21 protein-coding genes are annotated in these 25,318 nt (G+C 62.8%); 10 read left to right on the top strand and 11 right to left on the bottom strand.

The window, feature by feature from the left end; translation table 11 throughout:
- Positions 1-2: 2 nt before the first annotated feature.
- From BM009_RS20835 to BM009_RS20855, 5 genes are all read right to left on the bottom strand, one after another.
- The gene (locus tag BM009_RS20835; RefSeq protein WP_093299198.1) at positions 3-2,855 is read right to left on the bottom strand and encodes a TonB-dependent receptor; all 2,853 of its coding nucleotides are present in this window, start codon (positions 2,853-2,855) and stop codon (positions 3-5) included.
- 90 nt (positions 2,856-2,945) lie between these two features.
- Complete coding sequence (locus BM009_RS20840) at positions 2,946-3,881, bottom strand: FecR family protein (RefSeq protein WP_093299200.1); 936 nt, start codon at positions 3,879-3,881, stop codon at positions 2,946-2,948.
- Complete coding sequence (locus tag BM009_RS20845) at positions 3,878-4,402, bottom strand: RNA polymerase sigma factor (protein ID WP_093299202.1); 525 nt, start codon at positions 4,400-4,402, stop codon at positions 3,878-3,880. The genes BM009_RS20840 and BM009_RS20845 overlap by 4 nt, the downstream gene beginning before the upstream one ends.
- Positions 4,403-5,463: 1,061 nt before the next feature.
- Entirely contained in the window at positions 5,464-5,802 is a 339-nt protein-coding gene (locus tag BM009_RS20850) for a low affinity iron permease family protein (RefSeq protein WP_175488154.1), read from the bottom strand.
- Positions 5,803-6,218: 416 nt separating this feature from the next.
- On the bottom strand, positions 6,219-6,800 hold the full coding sequence (locus BM009_RS20855) for an FMN-dependent NADH-azoreductase (protein WP_093299206.1): 582 nt from the start codon (positions 6,798-6,800) through the stop codon (positions 6,219-6,221).
- Between the two features lie 134 nt (positions 6,801-6,934).
- On the opposite strand from BM009_RS20855, the gene BM009_RS20860 reads away from it, so the two are divergent.
- From BM009_RS20860 to BM009_RS20870, 3 genes are all read left to right on the top strand, one after another.
- Positions 6,935-7,264 (top strand): winged helix-turn-helix transcriptional regulator, encoded by a 330-nt coding sequence (locus BM009_RS20860; protein ID WP_093299209.1) that lies wholly within the window; start codon positions 6,935-6,937, stop codon positions 7,262-7,264.
- Between the two features lie 244 nt (positions 7,265-7,508).
- Positions 7,509-8,297 (top strand): DUF1206 domain-containing protein, encoded by a 789-nt coding sequence (locus tag BM009_RS20865; protein WP_175488156.1) that lies wholly within the window; start codon positions 7,509-7,511, stop codon positions 8,295-8,297.
- A gap of 196 nt (positions 8,298-8,493) precedes the next feature.
- The gene (locus BM009_RS20870; protein ID WP_093299213.1) at positions 8,494-8,676 is read left to right on the top strand and encodes a hypothetical protein; all 183 of its coding nucleotides are present in this window, start codon (positions 8,494-8,496) and stop codon (positions 8,674-8,676) included.
- A 128-nt stretch (positions 8,677-8,804) separates the two neighbouring features.
- Here the strand turns inward: BM009_RS20870 and BM009_RS20875 are convergent, their stop codons facing one another.
- Entirely contained in the window at positions 8,805-9,701 is an 897-nt protein-coding gene (locus tag BM009_RS20875; protein WP_093299216.1) for a LysR family transcriptional regulator, read from the bottom strand.
- Positions 9,702-9,792: 91 nt separating this feature from the next.
- Here BM009_RS20875 and BM009_RS20880 point away from each other — a divergent pair, with 91 nt between their 5' ends.
- The gene (locus tag BM009_RS20880) at positions 9,793-10,653 is read left to right on the top strand and encodes an aldo/keto reductase family oxidoreductase (protein WP_093299219.1); all 861 of its coding nucleotides are present in this window, start codon (positions 9,793-9,795) and stop codon (positions 10,651-10,653) included.
- Positions 10,654-11,288: 635 nt separating this feature from the next.
- On the opposite strand, the gene BM009_RS20885 is transcribed toward BM009_RS20880, so the two are convergent.
- The gene (locus BM009_RS20885) at positions 11,289-11,876 is read right to left on the bottom strand and encodes a DUF4142 domain-containing protein (RefSeq protein ID WP_093299221.1); all 588 of its coding nucleotides are present in this window, start codon (positions 11,874-11,876) and stop codon (positions 11,289-11,291) included.
- Positions 11,877-12,008: 132 nt separating this feature from the next.
- On the opposite strand from BM009_RS20885, the gene BM009_RS20890 reads away from it, so the two are divergent.
- Complete coding sequence (locus BM009_RS20890) at positions 12,009-12,416, top strand: DUF3597 domain-containing protein (protein ID WP_093299224.1); 408 nt, start codon at positions 12,009-12,011, stop codon at positions 12,414-12,416.
- A gap of 190 nt (positions 12,417-12,606) precedes the next feature.
- Here the strand turns inward: BM009_RS20890 and BM009_RS20895 are convergent, their stop codons facing one another.
- Positions 12,607-14,724 (bottom strand): response regulator, encoded by a 2,118-nt coding sequence (locus BM009_RS20895; protein WP_217644243.1) that lies wholly within the window; start codon positions 14,722-14,724, stop codon positions 12,607-12,609.
- 19 nt (positions 14,725-14,743) lie between these two features.
- Positions 14,744-20,128: a hybrid sensor histidine kinase/response regulator gene (locus BM009_RS20900; protein WP_254772392.1), complete on the bottom strand. Its 5,385-nt coding sequence runs from the start codon at positions 20,126-20,128 to the stop codon at positions 14,744-14,746.
- 203 nt (positions 20,129-20,331) lie between these two features.
- On the opposite strand from BM009_RS20900, the gene BM009_RS20905 reads away from it, so the two are divergent.
- The 5 genes from BM009_RS20905 to BM009_RS20925 all read left to right on the top strand — a co-directional run bounded on the left by BM009_RS20905 (position 20,332) and on the right by BM009_RS20925 (position 23,751).
- Entirely contained in the window at positions 20,332-20,703 is a 372-nt protein-coding gene (locus BM009_RS20905) for a hypothetical protein (protein ID WP_139216702.1), read from the top strand.
- Between the two features lie 2 nt (positions 20,704-20,705).
- On the top strand, positions 20,706-20,984 hold the full coding sequence (locus BM009_RS20910; RefSeq protein WP_254772393.1) for a DUF5985 family protein: 279 nt from the start codon (positions 20,706-20,708) through the stop codon (positions 20,982-20,984).
- Complete coding sequence (locus BM009_RS20915; protein WP_217644244.1) at positions 20,981-21,241, top strand: DUF5985 family protein; 261 nt, start codon at positions 20,981-20,983, stop codon at positions 21,239-21,241. The genes BM009_RS20910 and BM009_RS20915 overlap by 4 nt, the downstream gene beginning before the upstream one ends.
- Positions 21,242-21,589: 348 nt before the next feature.
- Positions 21,590-23,038: a glycoside hydrolase 5 family protein gene (locus tag BM009_RS20920; RefSeq protein ID WP_139216703.1), complete on the top strand. Its 1,449-nt coding sequence runs from the start codon at positions 21,590-21,592 to the stop codon at positions 23,036-23,038.
- A gap of 2 nt (positions 23,039-23,040) precedes the next feature.
- Complete coding sequence (locus tag BM009_RS20925; RefSeq protein WP_093299237.1) at positions 23,041-23,751, top strand: DUF2161 family putative PD-(D/E)XK-type phosphodiesterase; 711 nt, start codon at positions 23,041-23,043, stop codon at positions 23,749-23,751.
- Between the two features lie 572 nt (positions 23,752-24,323).
- On the opposite strand, the gene BM009_RS23265 is transcribed toward BM009_RS20925, so the two are convergent.
- Complete coding sequence (locus tag BM009_RS23265) at positions 24,324-24,731, bottom strand: DUF1349 domain-containing protein (RefSeq protein ID WP_093299239.1); 408 nt, start codon at positions 24,729-24,731, stop codon at positions 24,324-24,326.
- A gap of 308 nt (positions 24,732-25,039) precedes the next feature.
- Positions 25,040-25,318: integrase core domain-containing protein (locus BM009_RS20935; protein WP_139216704.1), on the bottom strand; the 279-nt coding region annotated here is incomplete at its 5' end.

Genomic DNA, 25,318 nt, shown 5'->3' on the forward strand with positions numbered 1-25,318 from the left:
CCTCACAGCTTGAGCGTCGCGCTGATCAGCGCGTTACGCCCGACGATGGCACGGCCGTAGAAATAGCCGTCGACGATCGACTGAGTCTGGCCTTGGCGCGGGTTGCCCTCGGTAAAGCCCTTCACGTCGGTCAGGTTGTCGACGCTGACCGACAGGTTCAGGCGCGGCGTGACATCCAGGCTCGCGCCGATCGAGAACACTCCGTAGGCGGGCAGCGCGATGCCGTTGCCGCTGTCGGCGAAGATCTTGCCGACATATTTGTAGCGACCATAGATCTCGCCCAACCCGCCCGGCAAGATGAAGGACGGGGTGACGGTAAGCAGCTTCTTGGGCGTGCGCTCGGGCGTGTTGCCGTCATATTGCGGCTGCGCGACCCCGTCGAAGCGCAGATTGCCGAGCTTTGGCTCCTGGTACACGCCCTGCACGCTCAGGCTGAAGAACCGTACCGGCCGCAAGGTGGCATCGAGCTGCACGCCATTGGTGGTGTTGTCTGCCAGCGCGTTGCTCGCCTGCGCCGCGTTCGCCGGGTTGACGAACTGATAGGACTGGTCGCGAAATTCGGTGCGGAAGCCAATGATCGAGGCGTTGAAGGCGGACGCCTTGAACCGAACGCCGCCTTCATACAGCGTCAGCTCTGTCGGCTTATGGGTCCCGCCGGTGTCGCCGCCATTGGTCTGGAACCCGCGCGCACCGCGGACATAAAGCGCGACATGGTCGGTCAGTTCGTAGTTGACGCCGCCCGTAAAGGCCCAGTCGGAATAATTGGCACTCTGGCGCGCATAGGTGCCGTCGAACGTACTGCCGACATTGTCATACAGACCCACCGTGCCTGCCGGCACCGGCGCGTTGTCTCTCGCCGTGTTGCCGATATCGACCCGCACATGCTGGTGCTCGTACCGCGCACCGAAGTCGATATGCAGCCGATCCCCGATGGTCAGCTCGTCGTTGAAATAGGCGGAGAGCGATGTGACCTCGTCGTTGAACAGCCCTTGGCCCCAATTGCCGTAATTGACCATGCCGTTGTTGGTCAGCGACCCCAGCACGCCCCCTGCCGCGTTCAGCGCGACCATGTCGTACACGTTGGAGTCGTTGCGCACGTCGTTGAGAACGGTCGCCACCGCAGACTGATCGTTCCGCCGGCGAACATTATAGACCATGCCGCCCACGGTGAGCGAATTGTCCAGGTTGCTGCCGCTCGCATCCCATTTCACCCCGAAGTCGCTACCGAAATCCTTGGTCGCGAGCGTCTGGTGGTTGAGAACGGTCTGCTGGAGCAGGCCATTGCCGTTCAGGCTGTTCAGCGCAGCGGTGTTCGACGCGGCGATCACCTGGCCCGTGCGGATGTTGCGCAGTCCATATTGGGCAACCCCGGGGAAGCGCTGCGCCGCGACCTGGAAGTAGGTCTGCGACGATCCCTGGAGCGGGGTCAGCCCGGCGAGCGGCGAGATGGCGGGCGTCAGGTAGCTGAGCGCGGGTGTCAGCCCCGCGGTGCCCGACCCGCTGCCGGGAAAGATGCCGTTGAAGTCATAGGAGCCGTCCAGATAGCGCGCCCGGGCGAACAGGCGCACGCTCGGCGTGACCGGCATTTCCAGGTCGACGCGATAGGTGGTCGACTTGACATGGACGCCGTCTGCGGAGCTGAAACGGCGCAGGCTCGTGCCGGTTGCAGGCGCGTCAGGGACCATGAACTCGGTGAAGCCTCGCCCACCGACATCGTCGCGCTTGAGGTTTAGTCCGGGCACGCTGCTGATCGTGCCATCGGCGGCCACCCGGAACGGCATGTCGGCGTAATAAGGAAAATGCTTGTCGCCATTCTTGATGGTGAAGCGGAGCAGGCCGCCATTGGAGAATTTCTTCTCCAGCATCGCCTTCACGTCATAGGCGTTAAAGGTGAAGGGGGTGCGCCGCACGCCCTTTTGCGAAGTGACATAACCGCCGACATTGAACGCCCAGCCATCCGCGATCGGTGCCGAGAAATAGCCGTCGGCGCGAAGATCGCCATAGGTCGCGCCGGTGAAGCGGACCATCGCCGTCGCCCGGTCGTGATTGGGCTTCATCGAGATGAAGTTGATCGTCGCTCCGGCGCCATTGGGGGCGAGCACGCCCGAGGTCCCGCCCTCGACCGCTTCGAGGCGATTGATGGTGATGTCGTTCTGAAAATAAAAGTCCGCGCCGCCGCCGCCATAGAGGATCGGCATGCCGTCTTCCTCCAGCGTGATGAAGGTCTGACCGCCGCCACGCAGGCCACGTACCGAATAATTGTTGGAGATCGGCCCTGCCGTACCCTCCACGAACACCCCGGGAACCAGTTCCAGCGTATCCGCCGTGGAGCGCGGCGCTTTCCGCTGCAGGTCGGCGGCACTCGCCAGGGTGACGTTAGACGAGGAGTTGAACAGCGTGCGCTTGTCGGAGGTGTTGCCGGTGACGATAATTTCGTTCTCCGGGCTGTCCTCGGCCTGGGCCATCTCGGTCGCTGGAACGCTCGACTGCGCGCCGGCAGCCGCATCGCGCGGCGCCCGACGGCCGAGGCTGCGCGCAGCCACCGGATCGGCCGCGGCAATCACGGCGGTGCGGCCGTCGAAGGAGATCAGTCGCAAATGGCTGCGCGCGATCAGCCTGCGCAGCCCTTCCTCGATGCTGAACTGGCCCTTCACCTCCGAAACGGTGTGGCCGTTCGTAGCGTCGCCAGGCGCGATGATCTGGATGTTCGCCTGCTGCGCGAACCGGACGAGCCCGGCGGCGGCGGGCTGGCGCGGCACATCAAAGTCGCGAACGGTCTGGACGGCTGCGGCGGGGGTCGCGAGCATGACGACGATAGCCGCCATCGAGACGCTGTAAATCTGGCTGTGGCGCAAGGCACCTCTCCCTGGAATGTCGAACGCGCTTCGTTCGGCGCTGATCCAAGGATGCACGGCCCCGCAACTTCCGTCGTCGCTTCAAATATTTTAAGGCAGGATCCGGGTAATGGATCCCTCGCCTGGCCGATCGACCCGTTCCACGCGCCCGCCCACCATTGCCGCGCTGGAAGCCGCAAAACCGTCCACATCATCGATGCGGAACCAGCCGACTACGCGCCTGCCGACAAGCTGCGGCGCAACCTCCAGCCGGGTGACGTTATAGCGGTTGAACTCGGCCGCCGCCTCGCCCAGCGTCATGTTGTCCAGCACGATCCTTCGCTCGCGCCAGGCCAGTTGCTGATCCGATGTCTGGGGACGCATCGCCCTTGTCGCGATCGTCTTCCCGGCCTGCAGCACCGCCCATTCGCCCGCCGCGACACGCCGCGCCGGTTCGTCGCTGTCGACCGACCAGATCTTCACCACGCCGGTGGTCACCACGACTCGCGCGGCTTCCCCCTCCCGCCGCACATCAAAGGCGGTGCCGACCGCCTGCACGCGATAGGGGCCGCTCGCAACCACGAACGGCCGTGCCTTGTTGTGCGCGACCTCGAACCACGCCTCGCCCTTGGTCATCTCGACATGACGCTCGGCGCGGGTGAACGCCACGCGGAGCTTCGTCCCGCTGTTGACGACCGCAACCGATCCGTCGGCCAATTGCAGGCTGCGGATCTCACCCACCCGCGTGTCGATCACTTCCCCGCGGTCGAGCCACAAGCCGGTGCCCCAGGCGGCGACCAGCACCGCCGCGACCGCGCCGGCGCTGACCGTCAACCAGTGCCGGCGACGCGATCGAACCGGCGACAGCCCTTCCCAGTCAGGCAGCGCATGTCGCTGATCGAGCAGGCTCATCGCCGCCCTGGTGCGCAGCAGCGCGCCGCGATGCCGGCGATCCTGTGCCAACCAGGTCTCGAGCTCGGTCTCTTCCGCCTCGCTCAGCCCGCGATCGATCGCGGCGGCCCAGCGGCAGGCGATCTCATCGATCATAGCCGCCCTCCAGTTTCCCGCCTTTTGCCGTGCCGCGCGGCCCGGCGCCGGATCGGCAGCTCGGCCTTCTCCTCCTCGCTCAGTTGGCCGAGGATCCGGAGCAGGCCGCGGGCGACGTCGTTCTCGACCGCGGTTTCGGGGATGCGCAGCCGCAAGGCGATGTCGCGTTGTGCCATGCCTTCGATCTTGCGGAGCCGGAACACCTGCCGCGCGCGATCGGGCAGCGCGTCGATCAATCGCTCGATCCGGGTGATCATGTGGCGGCCGGCGACGATCTCTTCGGGCGACTGGGCGGGATCGGGGGCATTGTCCAGGTCGGCAAGGCCGCTGGCGGCACCGATGCTGACCACGCGCTCGCGCCGAATCTGCTCCAGCACGACGTTGCGCGCGGCACGGAAGAAATAGCTGCGCGGGTCGTCGATATGGTCGAAGTGTTCGAGGCCGCTGATTCGGCAATAGGCTTCCTGCACGACATCATCCACGTCCACCGCCGGAAACGCCGCACGCAACCAGACACGCAACTGTCGCTCGTGCGGCAGGATGTGGCGACCGACCCAAACAGCTAGCTGATCTGAACTCACAGTTTTCCCTCGCCCCTTAGATGCATCAGCACCGCGGTTCCGTCGAGTTGCCAGTCATATTTCGGCGTTGATCGTGATCTGTCGCGGACGCTTCTCGGCAAGAGCGACGGTCACCGCGCTGAGGCAGCCAGCTCCTGGAGGTTGGTGCCGAGCGGAATGTCGATCAGGCGGATGCCCGGCCTGCGTGGTCGCGGTACGGATGGGCTTGAGGTAGGAGACCGGCCACTCCGGCCCCGCTCGGCGATATCGCTTACGCGCGTGACCCGTACCTCAAACCATCAAACTTCGCTTCGGAAAACGAGGTTGCGACCGCTGCCAGAGCTTGATGCGTTTCGCGCTGGCCTACCGGCAGCTTTGCCCAGAAGCTGCCGTTTGCAGCCCATAATGGGAACGAGGCATCTTGGTCGACTGCTGCCGAGTCCGCGACCGACGTGTCCTGGGACTTACCGGTCGTTCAATCGCGCCCTGCTCAACGGCAGCTCTCGCCAAAACCGGCGACTCTGGTTTCGCACGGGCCGGCTTCGCAACGCGGCTGCAACCTGCCAAGCAGCTTCCGGGCACGAATGGGCGGAAGCGGAGATAGACACTGAGGCGCAGACCCGTGCTATCAGTTATCGTCACAAGTGCTTTCTCGAGCAGGTACCGACCATGTGGCTATAGGTCCGACTTCCGGAGAAAAGCCATCATTCGGGGATCGGGATTCGCCTAGCGTTCCGAATTAACAGACATCCTCCACGCCAGACGCTTTGATGTCTCAAAAGGGCCCTTGTTCGCTGCGTACCAGACCCGGCTATCAGAAGCCGAAGGGCAGGCTGAGGTTATCGATCCGTGACTAGGCGTCGTCCATCGGCGTCCGATTGAGGGCAGAGCGGTCGGCCGGCTGAACGGCGGCGGGTCGGCGCACCGCCGACGCAAGTCCCACCTCGCCGACTACGAATTCGGCAAAAGCTGCCCGCCGATACGCTGAAGCTGCGTTGCGCGAACATCCTCGAAACCCGATTTCACTCCGCACCTCTTTCCCGCAGCTCCTCCTCGGCAGCGTCACCGGTGCGTCTCAGGGCTTCAAGCTCCTCCTCCGTTTTTGTTTCAATGCCAGCGATCTCGTTGCGGGCTCCCCGGATCGCGTAGACGAGCTCATCCATCTTGAGATGTAACGCCTGCTCGCTCCGCCGCTGGCCGTTCAACACCATCTGCGTGAGGGTGATCGAAGCTACTGACAGGATCAACGTTAGCGTGTTCTCTCCCGCCTGCCCGGCGCGCAGGAACCAGACGGCACAGAAGACCGCCACCAGGAGTATCGCAAGAGGCGAGCCCGACAGGTTCGCCGTGCGGCTGGCCATCCGGCTCGCCCATTCATTTGCTCGCTTCCACATGGGCTCGCCATACAGCGCATCAAATGGGTGAGCTAGGCGGAGGCGCCGTAAAGGGACTTCGAAGCTGCGGTTGTGGTCAGGAGCTATGATCGCGGGGAAAGTCGCTGCCACCTTCCATTTTTCCGTCCTCCGCTCGCGCACCGCCACCGGCGGCCCGGGAGCAATTCAGGAACAGGCCGTCGCGCAATGTCCGCCCTTGAGAACTGCGCCTAGGCGTACTGATGACGGGAAGTTGGCGCGGAGCTGCCTAGCTCCTCTGCCCCTGCTCGCTCCGTTCTCATCAGCCGCCTCATCAACTCGGGGGCGAGGCGTTATCCTCGACATGAATCGGCGGCAGCAGCCTGGTCCGGCCTTGGCCGGACCGAAGCCGCAACGCGGTGACGTTAAGCAGCCGACGCGATAACAGCCTGCTCCAGCCTGCCAGCCTTGGCGATCGCGACGTCGATCGCGGTACGACGCGCTTCGTCACCTCGGCCAAGCCCTTCTGCAACGATCACCTCCACGTCCGCGCCCACAAAGCCGAAGACGGAGCGGAGTAGCGTTTCCGCATGTTCGTAAGCCGCGAACGGAGAGCCGTCGCTGTAGACGTTGCCTCGCGCCAGCGCGATGATCACGCGCTTCCCCTTCGCAAGGCCGACCGGGCCGCTTTCACTGTAGCCGAAGGTTTTGCCGCGCACGGCGATGCGGTCGATCCACGACTTAAGCTGGCTCGGAATCGTGAAGTTGTAGAAGCCGGCACCGATTACGACGACATCCGCGGCGAGGAACTGCTCAACGTCCTCTCCCTTGTCGAGGGACATGAACGTCTCGAACGTCAGGTGAGTGAGCGGCTCGGCAACGAGATCCCGATATGTGACTACGGCGTCGGGTCGGGTCTCCAGAAGCCGTTCCACAATTGCATTAGAGATCGCGCGGCTGGCCGAGGCATCACCTGTGATGCTGGAATCGAGATGCAAGATCTTCACTGTGGACCTCCGGTCTGGATTTGTGACCTGGACCAGTTATGTGACTGCAGCTAATGCGCCAAGAACGCATATTTTTAGGACCAGGTCACATGGATATGCCTGCCTCAGCCGGGGTGAGTGAACGTTGCCGGAAGATGAGCGGCGTGCTGACGATCATCGGCGACAAATGGACCGTCATGATCGTGATGGTACTGAGCGAGCGTCCCCGCCGCTTCAATGACATAAAACGCACGATCGGCGGCATCTCGCAGCAGATGCTTACCCGCACGCTGAAGGCGCTCGAACGGGACGGCATGGTGAGCCGTACGGTACATCCAACGGTTCCGCCCCAAGTCGAATACGCTTTGACAGAGCTGGGCCATTCGCTTTCCCGCCCGCTTCGCGATCTTGGCACCTGGGCGGGAGCAAACCTGGAGCAGATCCACGCCAACCGCTTGCGTTACGATGGCGAGAGGGCGGACTAGCCTCCCCGCCTTAGGCCAGCGGCCCGTAAACGAGTTCCATCAGCAACAATCCCACGCTGGTTCAGGCGTCCCTCACCAGCGACCGGCTCCCGGGAGCGCCCCGGAGCCTCTCAAGAGAAAATTTGGCCGCTGTCCGGCTGATTCAGTAAGGGCGCGCGACTTCGACTTTCCGCCGGATTTCCTCGTCACCACCGGAACGGCCGAGTGGCGATGGCGTTGCTGCGGTCTGAGGGAGACGGATGTAATGGACGTAAACGCGCGGCTACGGAGCTTGACTCGCCTGGGCTTTGCAGTGCGTGGACTGCTATACATCGTCATTGCTCTGCTCGTCATCACCACCGGGCGTGCCGAGGATCCCGGCGGTGCGTTGGAGTACCTCGGAGAAGGCGGCGGTAAGCTGTTGCTGATTGTTCTCACTGCAGGCTTGCTCGCCTACAGCATCTGGCGGCTTAGTGATGCAGCATTCGACATCGAGCGTCACGGTTCGAACCGGAAGGGTGTGATGCAGCGCATCGGCGCCGCTGCGAGTGGAATCGTGCACCTTCTGCTCTCCTGGCAGGCAATACGCCTGATCCAAGGCGTAGCCTCGGCAGGCGACGGGACGCGCGACGGCGCTCGAACAGCATTGCACCTTCCGGGTGGCGGAGCGCTGGTGGTTGCTGGTGGAGTCATCCTTCTCGGAGCTGGGATCGTTCAACTGGTCAATGCCGCGAGAGCCAGATTCCTGCGACATCTGGAACAACGGGTAGCTCGCAAACCTTGGGCGTTGTGGAGTGGGCGTGCAGGATACGCGGCCCGAGGCTGCGTCTTCGTCATTTCAGGCTTTTTTCTAGTTCTAGCAGGCCTGGACGAGAGAGCGAGCGAAGCTGGCGGAACTGCGCAGGCTTTGACCTGGCTCAAGAGCCCGTTCGATGTCTTTGTAGCGTTTGGTCTGTTGGCCTTTGGTGCGTTCGGCCTGATCGAAGCCCGCTACAGGGTTCTAAATGAGGTGCCCGTCGAACAATTAATGCATGGCGCCATGAGCCGCCGTTAAGCGGCGGGCGATCGGAAGTTTCGGCACCGTACGGGTGCGTCCGGTTCTGAGAAGTAGATGGTGCTGCTGAACGGAGGGCGCTGCTCGGGCACCCGCAAACGGCTGGCCATATCCGAGAAATCCGCCGCGTTATCCTTCTTTGTTTATCGGCCTCTATGCAAAACGCAGGACAATGCATCCGCGAAAGGGGATCAGTATGAGCGCTAGCACAACGGACGAGGACATCAGATCTGAACGGGCAGAATTGCACTTTCTCGCCGCTCTGGTTGAGGAGCTGATGCGCAAGATGCGCGTCGCTGGGGTGCTCAGCCAAGCGGAGCTCAACGAGATCGAGCAAGCCGTTGCGCAACGCCTTGGCGGTACGCCTCGAGCTTGGTGAGACCGCCGGTGATGCCGGCGACGAAGCACGCGCCTGCCGACCCACTGGGCCACCCGGCCGTCCGCATCCAGAAAGCGCCTTCGACGTTCTGAACGGCCGGATCCGCGCGCGCGGCATTGGCAGCATGGCTAGCCGCGTACGAAGTCGAGGAACGCGCGAAGCGGCGGCGGCACGAGACGACGGCCAGAGTAATAAAGAAAAGGCCCTGAAAAGGATTGCCACCAGTCCGGCAGCACGGGCTCAAGCGATCCGCTATCCAGCGCCGGACGCAGCCAATCTTCGAACAAGTGAAGGATGCCGCCTCCTGCGACTGCCACATCCACCAGCAGATCAATCGCTCCGGCGACGCTGGCGATGAGCGGGCCGTGCGGCTCGATCCGGATGATCTCGGCATCACGCTCGAACTCCCAAGGACTCGTCAGCGCACCACTGGTGAAGCGACCGCACAAGCAGGCATGGCCGAGCAGGTCGCGCGGATGGTCCGGTCGCCCACGTGCGTCTAGATAGGACGGCGCCGCCGCCGTGGCGAAACGCTGCAAACGCGGGCCGATCGGCACCGCAATCATGTCCTGCTCCAGCCGCTCGTCATAGCGGATACCCGCGTCGCAGCCCGACGCCACCAGATCGACGAAGCCGTCCTCGGCGACGACCTCGATACGAATATCTGGATAGGCCGCAAGGAAGCCCGGGAGGATCGGCGGTAGCACCAACCGCGCCGCGCTGACCGGTACGTTGAGTCGCAGTGTGCCCGCCGGTCGATCGCGAAACAGGTTCACGACGTCGAGCGCGGCCTCGACCTCGCCCAGTGCCGGGGCCAGGCGCTCCATCAAGCGCGCGCCCGCCTCGGTTGGCGTCACGCTTCGCGTGCTGCGGTGGAGCAGCCGGACGCCCAGCCGCGCTTCCAGCCGCCGTACAGCCTCGCTCAGCGTCGACGCACTCGATCCGATGACGCGAGCAGCATCGCGAAAGCCCCGCGCCTGCGCGACCGCAAGGAAGGCATTGAGATCGGCAAGGTCGGCCTTCATCGTTCGGTTATCCGTACAGCCCGTGCGGATCCCTCCAACTTATCCCAATCGTCCGCAAGCCGTATCTGGACGCCAGTAAAGGAGAATTCGGATGATCGACCAAGCTGGCACCTGTGCTTTCGCCGGGCGCAACGTGAAGCGTCTAGGCTATGGCGCGATGCAACTCGCCGGGCCCGGCGTGTTCGGGCCGCCGCGTGACCGTGATCAGGCGCTGGCCGTGCTTCGCGCCGCAGTGGAGGCGGGTGTGAACCACATCGACACCAGCGACTTCTACGGTCCACACATCACCAACCGACTGATCCGCGAAGCGCTGTCCCCCTACCCACAGGACTTGCTGATCGTCACCAAGATCGGCGCACGGCGGGGTGACGATGCGTCCTGGCTGCCCGCTTTCGCGCCGGACGAACTGGCGCATGCTGTCGACGAAAACCTCGCAAACCTCGGCCTGGAGGCGCTGGACGTCGTGAATCTCCGGCTGATGTTCGACGTCCACGGTCCGGCGGAAGGATCGCTGTCAGTCCCACTGAAAGCCGTAGCGGACCTGCAGCGGCAAGGGCTGGTTCGCCATATCGGGCTCAGCAACGTGACGCCGAAGCAGTTTGAGGAGGCGCGGGACATTGCCGAGATCATCTGCGTCCAAAACCAGTACAACCTCGCCCATCGCGACGACGATGCCTTCGTGGACGCTCTCGCGGCGGAAGGCGTCGCCTATGTGCCCTTCTTCCCGCTCGGCGGCTTCAGCCCCCTCCAATCGGCGGCACTGTCCGACGTGGCGGCGCAACTCGACGCGACGCCGATGCAGGTCGCGCTCGCCTGGTTGCTCCAGCGATCGCCCAACATCCTGCTCATCCCGGGCACCTCGACGGTGGCGCATCTCCACGAGAACCTGGCAGCGGCATCGCTGACGCTACCCAAGGAGGCTGTGGCCAGGCTCGACCAGATCGGCAGGTGATCAGGCAGCTCGATCGGCTAGTACCGCATCGAGCAGGCCCGCAAAGCGGCGATCGAACTCCGATCGCCGCAGGGCATCAACCATTTTCACGGCAGGCCTGAGCCGTCTTGATCACCCCGCAAGCGCGGCGCAGCTTGAGTGATCGCAAAGCGTGCCAATGCTATGATGCTCGCCCCCATATCGCGCGGCGCCGAACGGCAAGTTCGCCCGCACGGATCCGGCTTTCGGCCAGTTGATCGGCCGAGTACCGATCTCACTGTCCATATGCTCGCCCGTGTCGCCGGCGTCAGGCTACCGTTACTTTCGCATCTTGCTCGCCGGCTCGATACTGTAGCCCGCGCGGCATGCACCTGGATCAGCGCGATAGCCGGCGTGTCGATGCCCTGCGTGAACCAGCGTTCGAGATCGCCCGTCCCATGTTTGGTGAAGGTCGACTTGCTGCGCAGGATGCTCGTCCGACGATCTGGCGCTGCTTACTTCCTGCGCCGCCGCACGCGCAGTGCTCATCGTGCGGTCGACGACTCTTTTCATCCCGGCGCGAAAGCGTAGGCGCCCGTGCTAGAGGTACTGAAGCGCTCGATCCGAAGTTCCCCAAGACCGTAGTAAGGGCGGCACGCGACTGCCGCCCTAAAAGATCACTTCGACAGTGACTTGGCCATGTTGAGGTGCGCAGTGACTGTCGGGATCAGCTTTGCCGAAAAGTTCCGAAGTGCCTCTGGCACCTCTTGGTTCGAAGAATTTGCCTTCAGCGCATCGAGCGTTTGCTGATGAGCTTCTACCTGAGCAGATGCATATGCAGTGTCAAAGGCTGCACCGTTCAACGACTTGAGCGCGTCTAGCTTCTGCTGCTGTGCTGCGGTCAAGGCCGGATTCGGCGTGATCGCCGGGTTGGCGGCTGCAGCTGCGGACTTCAATTTCGCCGAAGACTCGGTGTGCGCCTTGATCATGCCGTCAGCAAATTTCTTGATGGCGGTGCTGCTTGCCTGTTGCTGCGCAAGACGCGAGCTCGCAATCTCGAACGCGTCGCCGGCCGCCGCCATGTCGGCGAAGGATTTTCCTGCCGAACCAGGCACCGTGACGCTGCTATTGGAAACGGCTCCGACACTCGCATCAGAATTGCCGGCGGCGGTCAGCGAATCGGACGTATGAGTTTCCGTCTTCGACCCACAGCCGGCGAGTGCGACTGCCGCCATGCCCAGCATCGTCCAGCGAAAAGCGCGCATTCTTCTCTCCCATGTCTGGCCTGAAGCAAGCAGGCGGCTAGGGAACGCCACCAAGAACGCACCGTTCCGACGAACCCCGTGTTCACCGGAACGTTGTGCGCTGGGGCGCATCCGCGTCGTGAGGAGAAGAGCATGAGCATTTTCAGCAGTATCCGAGATCGGATCTTCGGCCACAAACGCACTGAAGCCTCGGCATCGCCCACCCCGATGGCTCCGAACCCGTCGACTGCTCAAGCCCCCACACCCGTTGCGCCTGCGCCTGCGGTACAGCCTGACGCTGCTGTTGATGTGGGCGCTGTCCTATCAGAGATGGCTTCAATAAAAGGCGGAGGTGGCAATTACCAGCAATCGATCGTGGATCTGCTCAAGCTCTTAGACCTCGATTCGAGCCTGGCCGCACGCAAAGAGCTTGCCCAGGAGCTAGACATACACGTGGGCGCGGACGGGAGTGCCGAGCAAAATATCGCGCTGCATAAAGCGGTGATGGCCAAACTGGCGGAGAATGGCGGCGTGGTACCCGACAGCCTCCTCAACGGCTGAAGGTGAGCGCGGAGGCGAGTTTTGCCTCCGCGCTCAACAGAGCCCAAGATCGATGGCGAAGCGTTTGCGGCCCACTTCGATCGCGAAGCCCAACGATTAACGAATGCCTGTTCACCATCGACGCTTTTCGGGATTGGCGGTGGAAAACCCAAGCTCGTCTACGGTGCCTAATTCCCCCCTACGGCGCCTCTCACACGCCATGGTATCGGGGACCTTCATCGAACGCCGAGTCATCTGTAAGAGTTGCAAGCTGAGGTGATGTCCCCGAGGCAACCTCCGAAAGCACAGCGGCCAACTTGTCGCGTGTGAATGGCTTCGCCACTACGCCATCTGCAAGGCCGTCGCCGATCACGTCGCGGACATCGGCGTTCCCGCTGATGATGATCGAAGGCAGTCGCGGCGCCACGGACCGCACCTGCCGGATTAACTCCGCTCCGGAGATTTTCGGCATCGCGAAGTCGGTGATCAGGAGGTCGAAACCGCCAGGATCCTGCCGGATGATGTTTAGAGCGGAGGCTGCGTCACCACTGTGCACGACGCTATTACCCAGATCCTCGAGCATCGCGGCAGTTGTCAGCCGGACCGCATGGTGATCGTCCACCAAGATGACCCGCAACGGCCTGCCATCGTCGATGCGTGTTTCGGTTGTCGGAAGGACCTGCAAGCGGGGTTCGCCAGCCTCCGGAAGCCAGAGCTGAATGCAGGTTCCGACACCCACTTCGCTTTGGACCCGCACGATCCCCCCGGACTGCTTGACGAACCCATAGACCATGCTGAGACCCAGGCCTGTCCCCTTGCCGACCGGCTTCGTCGTGAAGAATGGCTCCAGCACCTGATCGAGCTGGTCGGGAGGAATGCCACACCCCGTATCGCGGACGCTCAGGATCACGTAGCGGCCGGGCGCCAGGCTCGTATCCTCGGCCGCAGCCACATCTCCGGTTTGCGCGGAAACCGTAATCATACCGCCGTCCGGCATAGCGTCGCGCGCGTTGATGATGAGGTTCATCAGCGCCAGTTCGAGCTGTGCGGAGTCTGCATAGACCGCCGAAACACCGGGCTCGATCTCCCATACGAGCTCGACCAGGCCGCCTAGCGTATGCGCCAGTAGTTCGGTGACCGTCGCAGACAGAGTGGAGAGGTCGATCCCCGCCGGGGCAAGCTTTTGACGCCGGCTGAATGCCAGCAGGTGCTTCACGAGCTCGGCGCCCTGTTCTGCGGCATGCCGGGTCATGCCCACCACCTTGCGCTGTCCATCGTCGAGGGAGATGCGTCGCTCGATCATCGTCAATCCTCCCAGCACCGCAGCGAGGAGATTGTTGAAATCGTGCGCGATGCCGCCGGTCAGTTGGCCAATCGCATCCATCTTGCGCGCCTGGACCAGCTGACTTTCCAGTTCCTTGCGCTCGGTCACGTCCAATAGGGTGCCCGCGAACTCCATGGGACTGCCGAACGCATCGCGCAGCAGCACGGCCTGATCGAGGAAATGCTTGTACTGGCCATCGGCGCATTGCCATCGATATTCGACGGCCAGCGAGCGGCCCTCAGGGCGCTCCATGAGTGCCGTGGCGACGCGCTCGCGGTCCTCCGGGTGCAGTCGATCGACCCACAGGGCCGGCCTTGCCTGGATCTCCTCGAAGGAAAAGCCTGTCAGCGCGGCAAAATTGCCGCTGACGAATTTGGGGATACGCGGCGATGCGTTCACCTCTTCCAGGTACAGGATAATCGGCAAGGACTCGATGATCGCCGCTTGGCGCTGCTCGGCGAGCCGCAGGGCCTGCTCGGCCCGCAGCAGCTCGGCGTTGGCACGAAGGTTTGCATCGAGCAGCGCCTGTTCCTGACGAGCCTTCCGCTGGATCTCCTTGGTCATGGTGAACAGGTCGACGAACACTGCCACCTTGGAGCGGAGTACCACCGGATCCACCGGCTTGAAGACATAGTCGACCGCGCCCATCGAATAGCCGCGGAGCAGGTGCTGGTCTTCCTTGTTGACTGCAGAGAGGAAAACGATTGGCACACGCTTGGTCTGCTCGCGCGAGCGAATGATCTGCGCGGTCTCGTAGCCATCCATGCCGGGCATGAACACGTCGAGCAGGATCACCGCGAACTCGCCCTTGAGGAGATGGCGCAATGCCGCCTCCCCCGAATTCGCGACGACGATCTCCGCCACATCCTCAAGCACCGTTGAGATCGCCAGCAAGTTCCGCTCGTCGTCGTCGACAAGCAAGACGCGCGCCCGGGCCAGCGGCGCGTCCTCTCCTCCCGCCGAGAGCAGCGAATCCGCCAGCAACATGGACGGTGCAGGCGTCATGTTCGAACTCGCGCGCACCTCACTTCGACTCCGCAACGAGGACTTCGACGGCGTGTGACGCTTCGCGCGAGCGCGCGATCCACACGCGGAGCAGCGCCATCAGCAGATCGATATCGACGGGCTTGGCGATGTAATCCGATGCGCCTGCATCGAGGCACTTCTGCCGGTCGCCCTTCATCGCCTTTGCGGTGACGGCGATCAGCGGCAGGTCCATCAGCTGCGGACGCTGGCGGATCTGTTGCATTGTCTCATAGCCGTCCATCTCCGGCATCATGATGTCGATCAGCGCGATATCGATGCCGTCGGTCGCCTCGAGAATATCGATGCCCTCGCGACCGCCCTCAGCGTGGAGCACCTGGACGCCATAGCTCTCCAGCACGCTGGTAAGCGAATAGATGTTCCGAATATCGTCGTCGACGATCAGGACCTTCGCGCCTGCCAGCTCGGGCACCGCACGCGTGGACTGCGGCAGCGGTTCGATGGTTTCGGGCAGCAGATCGATTACCTTGGGCTGCTTGCCGATCTGCGCGGCGAGATCGTTGAAGACGGCCGCCAGCACCGCCTTGTCGGCCGGCTTCTCCGTCACCCCGTGCGCACCCAGATCGAGTGCCTTCGTCACCTTGTCGGCGCCAGAGATGACGTGGATCGGCACGTGCGCCGTAGCAGGATCATGCTTTAGCAGATCGAGGAGCACGAACCCGTCGATGTCGGACAGACCGAGGTCGAGGGTGATGGCGTGCGGCTGCAGCTTTCGTACCATCGTCAGCGTGCCGGCACCCGCGGCAGAGACTACGCCCTTCAGGCCTGCCGTGCGCGCGATGTCCAGCAAGATCGAAGCGAAGGTGGAATCGTCCTCGACGATCAGCACGAACGGCTCCCCGCCCAGATTGTCGCGGTCGTCAGAAAGATCGAAGGCGTTGGGCAGCGCGGTCGGCACCAGGGCGCCCGAGTTGTCGTAGCGCGCCGTGGCGCCCGGCAATGCCGTGGTGGCAGGCGCCACTGCGTTGAAGGGCGCGAACAGCGTGAAGGTCGACCCCTCGCCCGGCTTGGAGCGTACCTGCAGTTCGCCGCCGAGCAGGCGGGCGATCTCGCGGCTGATCGAAAGGCCTAGGCCCGTGCCGCCGTATTTGCGGCTCGTGGTGCCGTCGGCCTGCTGGAAGGCCTCGAAGATCAGCTTCTGCTTGTCCTCGGGGATGCCGATGCCCGTATCGGTCACAGCGATTTCCATTGCGCTGTCGACGCCACGCAGCACCGGGTGGTTGGTGCTCCAACCGCTCGTGGCGGCGCGAACCCGCAGGGTGACCGAACCGCGATCGGTGAACTTGAACGCGTTCGACAGGAGGTTGAGCACGATCTGCTGCAGCCGCTTCTCGTCGGTGCGGATGGTGGCGGGCAAGCTCGCATCGAACTCGACGTTGAAGTCCAGGTTCTTGTCTGCCGCGAGCTGGCGGAAGGTGCGCTCCATATGCTGCTTCATGCTGGCCAGCGGCATCTCGCCGACCTCAATCGACACCGTGCCGGATTCGATCTTGGACAGGTCGAGGATGTCGTTGATCAAGTTCAGCAGGTCCGAGCCGGCGCCGTTGATCGTCCGGGCGAATTCGACCTGCTTGTCGTTCAGATTGCCCTGCGGGTTGTCCGACAGCAGCTTGGACAGGATCAGCAGCGAGTTGAGCGGGGTGCGTAGCTCGTGGCTCATGTTTGCCAGGAATTCGGACTTGTACTTGGAGGTCAGCGCCAGCTGCTCGGCCTTCTCCTCGAGCGCGCGGCGCGCCATTTCGATTTCGAGATTCTTAGCTTCGACCTGCTTCTTTTCGTTCTCGAGCAGCTGTGCCTTTTCCTGCAGCTCCTCGTTGGTGGCATGTAGCTCTTCCTGCTTGGTGGTGAGCTCGGTCTGGCGCGCCTGCAGCTCTTGGGTGAGCAACTGCGACTGCTTGAGCAGGCCCTCCGTACGCATGGTGGCGGCGATCGTGTTGAGCACGATGCCGACCGATTCCATCAGCTGGTCGAGGAAGCTCTGGTGAGTCTCATTGAACTCGCCGAACGACGCGAGTTCAATGACCGCCTTCACATCATCTTCAAACAACGCCGGAAGGATCGCCACGTTCGCCGGTGCGGCATGCCCGAGCCCGGACCCGATACGAAGGAAGTCGGAGGGGACCTTCTCCAGCACGATCGGGCGCTTGTCGGCAGCCGCCTGGCCGACCAGGCCCTCACGCAGCGCGAATTTCGGCTTGAGTGCTTCCCTCCGCTCGGCGCCGTAGCTCGCCGCCAGCTCGAGGGTGGTCTCGTCGCCGTCGCGGGTGGTGACGTAGAACACGCCGTACTGCGCGTTCACCAGCGGCGCCAGTTCCGACATGATCAGGTTGGACACGGTGGTGAGATCGCGCTCGCCCTGCAGCATGCGGCTGAAGCGCGCGAGGTTGGTCTTGAGCCAGTCCTGCTCCGCATTCTTCAAGGTCTGTTCCTTGAGGTTGCGGATCATCTCGTTGATGTTGTCCTTTAGCGCCGCCATCTCGCCGGAGGCTTCCACGGCGATTGAGCGGGTGAGGTCACCCTTGGTCACGGCGGTCGCCACGTCGGCGATCGAGCGCACCTGGTTGGTGAGGTTTGCAGCGAGCTGGTTCACATTGTCGGTAAGGTCGCGCCACAGGCCGGCGGCGCCCGGCACGCGCGCCTGACCGCCCAGCCGGCCTTCGATGCCCACCTCGCGGGCCATGTTGGTCACCTGGTCGCCAAAGGTCGACAGCGTGTCGATCATGAAGTTGATCGTCTCCGCCAGCGCGGCGATCTCGCCCTTGGCGTCCACGGTCAGCTTGCGCTTGAGGTTGCCCTGCGCCACCGCGGTCACCACGTCGGCGATGCCGCGCACCTGATTGGTGAGGTTGGTCGCCATGAGATTGACGTTGTCGGTCAGGTCCTTCCAGGTACCACCGACGCCCGGCACCTGCGCCTGGCCGCCCAGCTTGCCCTCGGTGCCCACTTCGCGCGCCACGCGAGTCACTTCCGAGGCGAAGCCGTTGAGTTGGTCCACCATCACGTTGATGGTGTTCTTGAGCGCGAGAATCTCGCCCTTCACGTCCACCGTAATCTTCTTCGACAAGTCGCCGCGGGCGACGGCGGTGGTCACGTCGGCAATGTTGCGCACCTGACCGGTCAGGTTCGCGGCCATCAGGTTCACATTATCTGTCAGGTCGGCCCAGGTCCCGGCGACGCCGCGCACCTGCGCCTGGCCACCAAGCTTGCCCTCGGTCCCGACCTCGCGTGCGACGCGTGTCACCTCGGAAGCGAAACCGTTGAGCTGGTCCACCATGGTGTTGATGGTGTTCTTCAGCTCCAGGATCTCGCCCTTAACGTCGACGGTGATCTTTTTGGAAAGGTCGCCCTTCGCCACCGCCGTCGTCACGTCGGCGATGTTGCGCACCTGGCCGGTGAGGTTCGCGGCCATCGCGTTCACATTGTCGGTCAGATCCTTCCAGGTACCGCCCACGCCCGGCACCTGCGCCTGACCGCCCAGCTTACCCTCCGAGCCCACCTCGCGCGCAACGCGGGTCACTTCGGAAGCGAAGCCGTTGAGCTGGTCCACCATGGTGTTGATGGTGTTCTTCAGCTCCAGGATCTCGCCCTTAACGTCGACAGTGATCTTCTTGGAGAGATCGCCTTTTGCAACGGCGGTGGTCACCTCGGCGATGTTGCGCACCTGGCCGGTGAGATTGCCTGCCATCAGGTTGACGTTGTCGGTCAGATCCTTCCAGGTACCGCCGACACCTTCCACCTGCGCCTGGCCGCCGAGCTTGCCTTCCGAGCCGACTTCGCGCGCCACGCGGGTCACTTCCGATGCAAAGCCATTAAGCTGATCCACCATGACGTTGATGGTGTTCTTCAGCTCAAGAATCTCGCCGCGAACCTCAACGGTGATCTTTTTCGACAAGTCGCCCTTCGCGACCGCCGTCGTCACGTCGGCGATATTGCGCACCTGCCCCGTGAGGTTCGCCGCCATCAGGTTGACGTTGTCCGTAAGATCCTTCCATGTGCCAGCGACGCCCGGCACCTGCGCCTGGCCGCCGAGCTTGCCTTCGGTACCCACTTCCCGCGCCACGCGGGTCACCTCCGAGGCGAAGCCGTTGAGCTGGTCCACCATCACATTAATGGTGTTCTTCAGCTCCAGGATCTCACCCTTCACGTCGACGGTGATCTTCTTCGACAAGTCCCCCGACGCCACTGCGGTGGTCACCTCGGCGATGTTACGCACCTGACCGGTCAGGTTATCCGCCATCAGGTTGACGTTGTCGGTAAGGTCCTTCCAGGTGCCGGCGACGCCCGGCACCTGCGCCTGGCCGCCCAGCTTGCCTTCGGTACCCACTTCACGCGCCACGCGCGTCACTTCCGAGGCAAAGCCGTTAAGCTGGTCCACCATCACATTGATGGTGTTCTTCAGCTCGAGAATTTCGCCCTTCACGTCCACCGTGATCTTTTTGGACAAGTCGCCCGAGGCCACGGCGGTCGTGACCTCGGCGATGTTGCGCACCTGGCCGGTGAGGTTGTCGGCCATGAGGTTGACGTTGTCGGTCAGATCCTTCCAGGTACCAGCGACGCCGTCCACCCGTGCCTGACCGCCCAGTTTGCCCTCGGTACCCACCTCGCGCGCAACGCGCGTCACTTCCGAGGCGAACGAGTTCAGCTGGTCCACCATGGTGTTGATGGTGTTCTTCAGCTCGAGAATCTCGCCCTTCACCTCCACGGTGATCTTCTTGGACAAATCGCCTGAGGCCACTGCAGTGGTCACCTCGGCAATGTTGCGCACCTGGCCGGTAAGATTGGTGGCCATCGCGTTCACGTTGTCCGTCAGGTCCTTCCAGGTACCAGCAACGCCTTCCACTCGCGCCTGGCCGCCGAGCTTGCCTTCGGTACCCACTTCGCGCGCCACGCGGGTCACTTCCGACGCGAAAGAGGCGAGCTGCTCGACCATGGTGTTCACGACCTTGCCGATGCGGAGGAATTCGCCGCGCAACGGTCGCCCGTCGATCTCCACCGTCATCGACTGGGAGAGATCGCCCTTTGCAACGGCGCCGATGACGCGGCTGACCTCGGCGGTCGGCTGCACCATGTCGTCGATCAGCTCGTTGACCGCCCGCAGCTTCGTGTCCCAGCCGCCCGTAGCCCCGCGCACATTGCCCCGCTGGGTGATCTTGCCTTCCTTGCCGACAACTCGCGACAGCCGTTCGAACTCGTCCGACATCTCGGCCTCGAGGCCGACGACTTCGTTGAACAGCGTTGCGATCTCGCCATCCACCCCCGGAAGATCCTCGGGCAGGCGAACCGAAAAGTCCCCGCGGCGGAAGCTGCGGAGCGCGGCGACGAGTTGGCGACGATCCAGTGCGTCACGAGACAGTTCAGCGTTCACCAGTCACTCCTGGCACATTGCCCTCCCCAGGGCGAAGATGTGCGATGGAAAGCCCCCCGGCATGAAGCAGACACATAGCAGCAGCGAAACGTTAGGAAAAGCGAACGTTATCTGAAGCTTGCATAAGGTTGCAGCAATCCTCCGAGGCGGTGAGGGGTGGTCCGGAGTGCAAGAGGGTATAAAGGTGGGAGGCGACGCAGGAGATGCCGGGCGAAGAAGTAGTTGCAAGCTTCATCCGATCTACGTTCTCGTCGGTTTGGGCCTTGGAGTTGCTGTGCTTCCTGCGCACGCATCGCGCGGAAGGATGGACGCAGATTACGCTGGTGGCAGCGATGCGGAGTAGTGAGCTGGTTGTCGCGCAAAGCGTGCGATCGCTCCTCGCCGCGGGCCTCGTGATCATCGATGGGGATGAAGGGGTGCGGTACCAGCCGGCAAGTCAGTCGCTCGACGATCTGGCCGAAGCGGCGGAACGCCTGTACGCCCAACGACCCGACTTCGTGCGGCGGACTATCGTATCCGCGGCATCATCGCCGGTCCGACGCTTTGCCGACGCTTTCAAGCTAAGGAAGGATTGAGAGTGGAATCGATCTTTCCGCCGATAGTGTACCTGCTGTGCTTCGCGACGAGCGCGATGTGCGCAGCCCTGCTAGGACGCAGCTATGCACGAACCGGTACGCGACTGCTGCTGTGGAGCACGGCCTGCTTTGCACTTCTGGCCGCAAACAACCTGGTGCTGATCATCGACCTGGTCCTAATCGATTGGATCGACCTGCGGGTGTTGCGTCTGATGCTCTCCCTTGCGGCAGTCAGCGTTCTCCTTTTCGGCTTCATTTGGGACTTGGAGGAGCGGACGTGACGCTGACCAGCTTCCTGGCGGGCGCCGTTTGCTTGGGATTCGCCTTGTGCGCACTGTTCTTCCTGCGGTTCTGGCGGGATACACGCGACGCGCTGTTCCTCTCGTTCTCGGCCGCGTTTGTGCTTCTTGGCGTCGGACAGGGAATCTTCGCGGTCACCGGCATTCCCGATGAACAGCGGACATGGATCTATGTCTTGCGCCTCTGCGCCTTTCTTTTGCTTCTCACCGCGATCTTGCAGAAAAATCGACGAGATTAGGTGCATCGTTCAAGGGATACAGCTAGCTGTTTGCCGCTGCCGAGTGGCTCCATTGGAATAGTAGCAGCGGGTCAACGCCGCCTTGCCGCCGGGATTCCATCCTCACACCTCTTGTCCATTCAAGGCTGAAGCCGCCTTCTCGCAGCGTCTCTCACCAGGTTTGCCCATGTCCGCTTCGAGAAGCGTGCGTACGGCGTGGAACGGCTGGAGGTGAGCGCGTTGTAGCCCTGTGTCATCGATTGAGCGATCTTGCCCATGCCGCGGCGTTGCTGAGCACCCCAACAAAATCAGCAACATGCGCGACGCCGGACATAGCCAAGCTGGCGCGCTCTAGTTAAGCGCGCCGACGTGATTCCGATTTCAGATCTCGTCGAGAGGCCGTTCGCTCGCGTTCACGCTCAGCGTGGGCTTCCCTATTTTCTTACCGAAGATGGGGCGCCCTGGACACCGATCGGGCACAATGATGCGGTCATCTGGCCCGAATTGTCGCCGCTGTTCCGCCGCCGTGATCCGGCCGCTGTTGAGCGTCACCTCATCTGGTTGAGGGAGCACGGTGTCACTGTAATCCGGCTGATGCTGGAGTATTGCCACGGCGAACACCGGTACCTGGAGCGTCCCGTGGGGTGCTTCGTGCCCAATATGGTGCAATTCTGGGATGACCTGTTTCAATTACTCGAGAAGGTCGGTTTGCGGGTATTGCTGACGCCGTACGACACGTTCTTCATGTGGATCCGATGGCGCCATCATCCCTACAATCGCGCGAATGGGGGCGTCTGTGCGACGCAAGCCGAGTGGCTGACCTCACCGGGCATGCGAGCGGCGATGAAGCACCGGCTTGCATTCGCAAGCGCCCGCTGGGGCAGCAGCTCTGCCCTGTTCGCCTGGGATATCTGGAACGAAATTCATCCTGCGCATGGAGGGGATGACCCAGCAACCGCTGCTCCATTCATCGCTGACGTAGCGGCCTGGTTGCGGACATATGAGAAGGAGCGGCACGGCTTCGCTAACCTCCAGACGGTGTCGGTATTCGGTCCGGAACTTATCAACCATCCAATGCTGGCCGAGGCGATCTTCCGGCACCCTGCACTCGATTTCGCGAACACGCATCTTTATGAGACCGGCACGATCGACCTCCCCCGAGACACCGTCAACCCAGCGCTCGCTGTTGCCCGCCTGATGGGGACCGCCGTTGAGGAAGCTGGCGACCGGCCGGTGTTCGATTCTGAGCATGGGCCAATCCACAGCTTCAAGGACAAGAAGCGCACCTTGCCTGCCGCGTTCGACGACGAGTACTTCCGCCACATCCAGTGGGCACACCTGGCGAGCGGGGGTGCTGGTGGAGGCATGCGATGGCCCAACCGCCATCCGCACGTGCTAACACCCGGAATGCGCGCGGCCCAGCGGGCGCTGGCCGACTTCCTACCGCTGATCGACTGGACATGCTTCCGTCGCCGCAATCTCTCGGACGAGCTCCGCTGCAACGATCCTGGTCTCGCTTTGGTTGGATGCGGGGATGAGCGCCAAGCGCTGGTTTGGACTGTTCGAACCGACAGCCTTTCTTCAGAGGGTATGATCGAACCGCGGCGGGACGCCCCGGCAGCTAGGCTAATCGTCCCGGGACTGCACGACGGCGAATATGTGGTGACCACCTACGACACCAGGGCGGGATTGATCACAGCGCGCTTACGGGCGCCAAGCGCCGACAGCGTGTTGGAGGCAACGGTGGAGCCCGTGCACTCTACGCTTGCCGTATCCATACGAGCAGCCGGGGACGCCGAAGTGAGTGCTGGCAAGTAGCGATGGCCGCTCAAGATTCTCTCCGCATCAGCTTGCCCGCGCGAGTTCCCCGCATCGCCGAAACAGCCTTGTACCGACCAGTGAAAGCGTTTCTGGAGGCGGAAGGCTATGACGTGAAGGGAGAGGTATGCGGATGCGACGTGGTCGCCGTTCGCGGTGATAAGCCGCCCGTGCTTATCATCGCTGAACTGAAGCTCTCATTCACCTTGGAGCTCGTTCTGCAAGCAGTCGACCGCCTACGCTGCGCGGACCTGATCTACCTCGCGGTGATCTCCAGCCGGAAAGGACGTGATCGCGACGGACGCGTGACGAGATTGTGCCGTTTGCTGGGGGTCGGCCTGCTCGTGGTCGATCTGAAGCTCAGCACCGTCTCCGTTCTGACCGAGCCGTCACCCTACCGACCTCGGCCCGATCTGCCGCGGCGGAAGCGGATTCTCAAGGAGCACGCGAGCCGTAGAGGCGATCCTGCGGAAGGAGGCTCCGCGAGCCGACCGCTCATGACCGCCTATCGGCAACGAGCGATTGCCTGCGCCGAGGCCATCGGTAGCGGCGTAGCTCGACCGCGCGACCTGAAGCACCTCGCGGAAGACGCGGGCCAGGTCCTGCTGCGAAATGTGTACGGCTGGTTCTTTAGAGAGAAACCGGGCTTTTACAGATTATCTGAGGCTGGTGCGGCGATGTTGAAGGATCTCAAAATCAAGAGCCACCGATAAGGCTTCGGCGATGCCGCGCATTATGAATTGCATATCGAGCGCCTCGCACGCGATGAGGTGCCGTTATCGCTGCACCTTGGGCTGCACATGTTCCTGATGCTCGGTTACTCGACAGCGACCGCGATTCCGGGTCAAGTAAGCGACTGCTTTTTGGGAGCATGTCTCTAAGCTACGGAACGCTTGGCGGTGGACGCATAGCCGCTGAGATGGATTAGGCGCGGACGCTGCGAGCGGTTGTGCGCATCCGCTGCAGACTAGGAATCGCATGGAACCGTGCACGTCCAAGCTACTTTCGAGCGCATCAGATCTCCCGCTCGCGCCGACGGCTGGCGACCAACATGCGCCGTTCCGATCGGCGAGCGGGAATGATGACTCGCGCCGAAAGCTGCCAACTCGCCCCAAGAGCGCGACGCGGCGCTAACGTCGGACCGCGACTACGTTCCTTGCCAATAATTCTTCAGCGAACCGGCTTGATAGTGCACATCGCTGAACCGGGCTGCGAAGCGATTGTCTCCGGGCGCCTGGCTCACACAGCCGACTTCCACTGCAGCGGAAGCGGCAAGTGGGAAGTCTCAAAGCCCCTCCCAGCGAGCGCCGTCTTCTGATGCATATAGCATCACCGATCCGCCCACGCGTACGATCTTGAACCAAATAGCGGCTGCACTTGCGGGGAGCCGCATGTGATAAGAGTTGTCGCTTACCGGAGCTGCCACACTCGAGCTGACCGCACGCGTAGTGTCGTCCAACCGCTCGAGAAGCACTTTGGCCCAATGTTGCGGCGAAGCGGAAATGATCAACGCTCCACCTTTATACTTCCCGATTTCGGGTCGGGCTACCCGCGCTGAGAAGATGAAATCGCCGCGAGGCGTGAAGGTCACGCGGGGCGCGGTGTCTTTCGGCGGACCGTCAGCCGGTGCATATGGCCACTCACCTCTCGCAAGACGAGTGGGGCTGCCCGAATGAAGCGACGTGGAAGACAGCGGATGCGTGCGCCGCGATCACTGCCGAGCGAAACCAAATGGTGGCAGTTCACTGAAAAACAACGATTAGATCCTACCCTGAGGCGCAAGCAGTGCAGGCTTCAGTTGTTATGAGATGTGCAGCCTGAACACCTTGCATCGACCCTCCTTTGGTTGCGCAGATGCATGTCCCACCCTAATCGCCTTCCCCGCCTCAGCCCGCTGCTGCGATTCACCGCTTTCGTGGCGGCACCAGCGATTTGTCTCGCGGCGGCGCTGGTCCTGTTCGGAGTATGGAGCCTGTGACGTGCTCCCCTTTTCTCCTCCACTCATAAGTAGAGTCCGGGGTTGCCAGGATGCCCTGGCGGGTGGGGTTGCGCAACGCGCCTTGCAGCATCGGCGGGCGTCAGCCCGCCTATACCGCTATGCGGCCGCACATGGTTGTAGTCGTCTCGCCAGTTGCTCAGCACCGAGCGGGCATGGCTCAGCGAAGCGAACAGCGTCTCGTTCAGGCACTCGTCGCGCAAGCGACCATTAAAGCTCTCGACATAGCCATTCTGCTGCGGCTTGCCCGGCGCGATGTAATGCCACTCGATCTGCCGGTCCTG

Source organism: Sphingomonas sp. NFR04 (assembly GCF_900114095.1).
In the GTDB taxonomy this organism is placed as follows: Bacteria; Pseudomonadota; Alphaproteobacteria; order Sphingomonadales; family Sphingomonadaceae; genus Sphingomonas.

What these genes read in the sequence shown, in the direction of transcription:
- BM009_RS20905 (WP_139216702.1), top strand. Translation starts at nt 20,332, where the DNA reads ATGCCGGGCGAAGAAGTAGTTGCAAGCTTCATCCGATCTACGTTCTCG.
- BM009_RS20850 (WP_175488154.1), bottom strand. Translation starts at nt 5,802, where the DNA reads ATGGCCAGCCGCACGGCGAACCTGTCGGGCTCGCCTCTTGCGATACTC.
- BM009_RS20865 (WP_175488156.1), top strand. Translation starts at nt 7,509, where the DNA reads ATGGACGTAAACGCGCGGCTACGGAGCTTGACTCGCCTGGGCTTTGCA.
- BM009_RS20860 (WP_093299209.1), top strand. Translation starts at nt 6,935, where the DNA reads ATGAGCGGCGTGCTGACGATCATCGGCGACAAATGGACCGTCATGATC.
- BM009_RS20880 (WP_093299219.1), top strand. Translation starts at nt 9,793, where the DNA reads ATGATCGACCAAGCTGGCACCTGTGCTTTCGCCGGGCGCAACGTGAAG.
- BM009_RS20885 (WP_093299221.1), bottom strand. Translation starts at nt 11,876, where the DNA reads ATGCGCGCTTTTCGCTGGACGATGCTGGGCATGGCGGCAGTCGCACTC.
- BM009_RS20925 (WP_093299237.1), top strand. Translation starts at nt 23,041, where the DNA reads ATGGCCGCTCAAGATTCTCTCCGCATCAGCTTGCCCGCGCGAGTTCCC.
- BM009_RS20895 (WP_217644243.1), bottom strand. Translation starts at nt 14,724, where the DNA reads ATGACGCCTGCACCGTCCATGTTGCTGGCGGATTCGCTGCTCTCGGCG.
- BM009_RS20840 (WP_093299200.1), bottom strand. Translation starts at nt 3,881, where the DNA reads ATGATCGATGAGATCGCCTGCCGCTGGGCCGCCGCGATCGATCGCGGG.
- BM009_RS20875 (WP_093299216.1), bottom strand. Translation starts at nt 9,701, where the DNA reads ATGAAGGCCGACCTTGCCGATCTCAATGCCTTCCTTGCGGTCGCGCAG.
- BM009_RS20870 (WP_093299213.1), top strand. Translation starts at nt 8,494, where the DNA reads ATGAGCGCTAGCACAACGGACGAGGACATCAGATCTGAACGGGCAGAA.
- BM009_RS20890 (WP_093299224.1), top strand. Translation starts at nt 12,009, where the DNA reads ATGAGCATTTTCAGCAGTATCCGAGATCGGATCTTCGGCCACAAACGC.